This window comes from Pseudarthrobacter sp. (assembly GCF_036675385.1).
GTDB lineage: Bacteria > Actinomycetota > Actinomycetes > Actinomycetales > Micrococcaceae > Arthrobacter.
The window spans coordinates 1-3,764 of the sequence record NZ_JAKFFD010000098.1 but is presented as its reverse complement, the minus strand read 5'-3'; the positions used below and the strand labels follow the sequence as shown (position 1 = coordinate 3,764).

Sequence of the window (3,764 nt, the reverse complement as noted above, 5' to 3'; positions counted from 1 at the left end):
GCCGGCATCCGTCTGGGCACCAAACCGGTTGTCTTTACCCGCTACGAGCCGATGGTGAGGAAGTACTAAGATGACCGCTGAACTTGCTGAGCCAGCCTCCAAGATCGAACTGCCCGCACACATCGGAGGCGGCGGAGAGATCCCCACGTTCGACGTCACCCTGCGCGTTCGCCGTTACAACCCTGAGGTGTCCGAGGACGCCACCTGGGACGACTTCAAGGTGACCATGTACGGCACCGACCGCGTGCTGGACGCCCTGCACAAGGTCAAGTGGGAAATTGACGGCAGCGTTTCGTTCCGCCGTTCCTGCGCCCACGGTGTCTGCGGTTCCGATGCCATGCGCATCAACGGCCGCAACCGCCTTGCCTGCAAGACGCTCCTGAAGGACTTGGACACCACCAAGCCCATCACCGTTGAGCCCATCAAGGGCCTGCCGGTGGAGAAGGACCTGATTGTGGACATGGAGCCGTTCTTCCAGTCCTTCCGCGAAGTCATGCCGTTCCTGATCAACAAGGGCCACGAGCCCACCAAGGAACGCCTGCAGTCCGCCGAGGACCGTGAGCGCTTCGACGACACCACCAAGTGCATCCTCTGCGCGGCGTGCACGTCCTCCTGCCCGGTGTTCTGGACCGACGGGCAGTACTTCGGCCCGGCCGCGATCGTCAACGCCCACCGCTTCATCTTCGATTCCCGTGATGATGCCGGCGACATGCGCCTGGAGATCCTGAACGACAAGGAAGGCGTGTGGCGTTGCCGCACCACCTTCAACTGCTCCGAAGCATGCCCCCGCGGCATCCAGGTGACCCAGGCGATCGCCGAGGTCAAGCAGGCAATTCTCTCCCGTAAGATCTAATTCAGGTTCTTGCTTACGACGGCGTCACCCACCTTAGGTGGGATGGGCGCCGTCGTTGTTTAACACCTGACGCCACGAACGAAAGCAGCACGCGATGTCCCGCTCCGAAAAAGTCAGCTTCGAAGGATCCACCGGCGAGCTCCTGTCCGGCATCATCGACGTCCCGGAGGGGCCGGTACGGGGCTGGGGTGTCTTCTCGCACGGCTTCACGCTGGGCAAGGACAGCCCCGCGGCGTCCCGCATGTGCAAGGCCCTGGCTGACACCGGCATCGGGATGCTCCGTTTCGATAACCTGGGGCTGGGCGAGTCCGCCGGCTATTGGTCGGAGGGCTCCTTCAGCCACAAAGTGGCGGACACCGTTGTGGCCGCCGAGTTCATGCGCAACCAAGGGAGGGCCATCTCGCTGCTGGTGGGCCACTCGTTCGGTGGCGCGGCGGTGCTTTCGGCCGCCCGCCAGATCCCGGAGCTCGACGCCGTCGCAACAGTGGCCGCCCCGTTCTCACCCAAGCACGTGGCCCACGTCTTTGACGCCGCACTGGACAAGATCCTCAGCGAGGGCAGCGCCGAAGTGGACCTCGGCGGGAAACGCGTGGAGATCCGGAAGCACTTTGTGGAGGACCTGGAGAACGCGGACCTCACGGACTGCATCCGGCAGCTGCACAGGCCTCTGATGGTCCTCCACTCCCCCACGGACAACACTGTGGGCATCGAGAACGCCAGCACCATCTTCCAGACGGCGCGCCATCCGCGGAACTTCGTCTCACTCGAAGGCAGCGACCACCTGCTGACCGGCAAGGGCCAGGCAGCCCGGGCCGCCAGGATTATTTCTGCCTGGGCCGACCAGTACCTCGACGCCGGGAAGTAACTGCCGGGCTGCCCTGGTGCCCGGCGCCGGGGCCCTTTCCGTCGCTGTGGCCCACCACGGGTACTTTGCCGGGCTGGACCTGCCGGGAGCCCCACAGGGCTTTGTCCTGGCCTGCGGGTTCGCTCCTGAGGTCCTCTTCACGGATGGTGGACCAGCCGGCGGACACGAGGTAGACCTGGCTGACCAGGTTGAACCAGATCAGCAGGCCGATGATGATGGCAAACGGCGCCAGGATGGGGTTCCGTCCCGCACCGGCCAGCAGTTCAGTGCTGAAGACCTGAAGGACGGTGGTGCCCACCGCGGCAAGGATGGTCCCCTCCAGGAGTGCCCGCCGGGAGAGCTTGAGCCCACCGACCAGCCGGAACATGATGACGGCGGTGACCCAGTTGAGCGTCAGCGGCACACCGATCTTGATCACGGTGGTCAGCGGACCTGCCACCGCCGGTTCCAGCTGCAGGAAGTCGGTGACCCAGCCGGCCGCCGTGCCGAACACCAGGGACGCTCCGGCGCTGATCACCAGGGCCACTCCCAGGAGCAGCAGGGTGCCGGCGTCGCGCAGTTTGAGGACAATCGGGTTGATCTTCAGAGGCGGCAACCGCACCACACCGCGCAGGCCGTCGCGGAGTCCGGCGATCCAGCCCAGGGACGTGATGACCGTAACCACGGCGGCGATCACGGCGGTCCAGCCGAGGCCGTCCGGGTTCAGGAGGTCATTCGGATCAACCAAGCCTTCTCCCCCGCCCACCTTCAGCAGTCCGGGCGCACTCCGGGCCACGCTGCCGATGATGGTGTCCAGCAGGGCAGGCTGGCCCCGCAGCACCAGGCCGGCAACGGAGAAACCCGTGGCCAACAGGCCGGTGATGGAGAAGAACATGTTGAAGCCGATGCCCGCGCTCATCAACGGGCCGTGCTGGAGGTTGTAGTGCTGCCACGCGCGCATCGGGCGGAAGGCATTAAGCCTGGCCAGCAGCCACTGGAGCATCGCCAGCGAGCTGGCCACCGGGCCGCCGCCGGACCTTCTGGCTTTGCCCCACTCCATCCGTTTCTGGATGACGGCGAGCTTCAGGCGGGCCTGTTCAGTGGGGAGCGGTGGCTCCGTTTGCGTCCGCGTCCGCGGCGAAGGACCCGCCGTCGTCAGTTTCGGTCCCAAAGTCCAACTCTTCCCGTAGCTGCCAAATGCCGTCGGCATCGTGCTCGTAGAGTCCCATGCTAACCACCGGGAACGTTGCCCGGTAACTTTCAAGCACCGTTTCGGCCTCGTCCAGGCTTTCGGGCGCGACATCGTGGGCGATGGTGACATGCGGGTGGTACGAGAACGGCAACTCGCGTTGCAGCGGGCCGGTCTGGAGTTTTTCGTGGAGCTCCACGCAGGAGTCGAAGCCGTCCTCGACGTTGATGTAAACCACGGGGGAGACCGGCCGGAACGTTCCGGTCCCGGCAATGGTGACCATAAACGGGACCTGCCGCCGCGCCACGTCGCGGACGTGCGCCTGGGTGGCTGCCCAGTCCTGGGTGGGCGTGGTGGTGACCAGCGTGATGTGCGCGGGCACCACCCCCGCCATGGGGTCCCCGAAGGAGGCGCGCCACCGTTGAAGTTCCTCGGCGATGGCAGGGGGGAAGCCCAGAATGACGCCTACGCTCATTCCTTCACTGACATTGCTGGCGGCCGACATCGAGCTAGCGGACCCCTGCGAGGCTGAGGGACGGCAGAAAGCCCATGCGCTCATAGACCTGGCCAAGGGTCACTGCGGCGATTTCCCTGGCCCGCTCGGCGCCCTGGGCCAGCAGCCGGTCCAGCTCGGCCGGGTCAGCCATCAGTTCGTTGGTGCGGTTCCGCAGCGGCGTGATGAAGTCCACCATGATCTCCGCAAGGTCCACTTTCAGGTGGCCGTACATCTTGCCCTCGTACTCCGTCTCCAGCTCAGCCACGGACTTTCCGGTGAGCGTGGAGTAGATGGTGAGGAGGTTGGAGATCCCGGGCTTGGCTTCGGGATCGAACCGGACCTCGGATCCGGTGTCAGTGACCGCGGACTTGATGCGCTTCGC

Annotated in this window: 4 protein-coding genes and 1 pseudogene; 2 read left to right on the top strand and 3 right to left on the bottom strand. The window is 65.3% G+C overall.

The features are described from left to right. Positions 1-70 precede the first annotated feature (70 nt). Positions 71-853 (top strand): succinate dehydrogenase iron-sulfur subunit, encoded by a 783-nt coding sequence (locus V6M49_RS07885; RefSeq protein WP_058929685.1) that lies wholly within the window; start codon positions 71-73, stop codon positions 851-853. A gap of 94 nt (positions 854-947) precedes the next feature. Next, positions 948-1,718 (top strand): alpha/beta hydrolase family protein, encoded by a 771-nt coding sequence (locus V6M49_RS07880; protein ID WP_141139830.1) that lies wholly within the window; start codon positions 948-950, stop codon positions 1,716-1,718. Here the strand turns inward: V6M49_RS07880 and V6M49_RS07875 are convergent. From V6M49_RS07875 to V6M49_RS07865, 3 genes and pseudogenes are all read right to left on the bottom strand, one after another. After that, entirely contained in the window at positions 1,675-2,757 is a 1,083-nt protein-coding gene (locus tag V6M49_RS07875; protein WP_332760779.1) for a YihY/virulence factor BrkB family protein, read from the bottom strand. The genes V6M49_RS07880 and V6M49_RS07875 overlap by 44 nt on opposite strands. A gap of 37 nt (positions 2,758-2,794) precedes the next feature. Beyond that, entirely contained in the window at positions 2,795-3,391 is a 597-nt protein-coding gene (locus V6M49_RS07870) for a 2'-5' RNA ligase family protein (protein ID WP_246848738.1), read from the bottom strand. A gap of 4 nt (positions 3,392-3,395) precedes the next feature. Continuing rightward, positions 3,396-3,764: pseudogene (locus V6M49_RS07865) on the bottom strand (tryptophan--tRNA ligase); the annotation flags it as partial.

Bases quoted from the DNA above. Each gene is read 5' to 3' on its own strand.
- V6M49_RS07870 (WP_246848738.1), bottom strand. From the start codon at position 3,391: ATGTCGGCCGCCAGCAATGTCAGTGAAGGAATGAGCGTAGGCGTCATT.
- V6M49_RS07875 (WP_332760779.1), bottom strand. From the start codon at position 2,757: ATGGAGTGGGGCAAAGCCAGAAGGTCCGGCGGCGGCCCGGTGGCCAGC.
- V6M49_RS07880 (WP_141139830.1), top strand. From the start codon at position 948: ATGTCCCGCTCCGAAAAAGTCAGCTTCGAAGGATCCACCGGCGAGCTC.
- V6M49_RS07885 (WP_058929685.1), top strand. From the start codon at position 71: ATGACCGCTGAACTTGCTGAGCCAGCCTCCAAGATCGAACTGCCCGCA.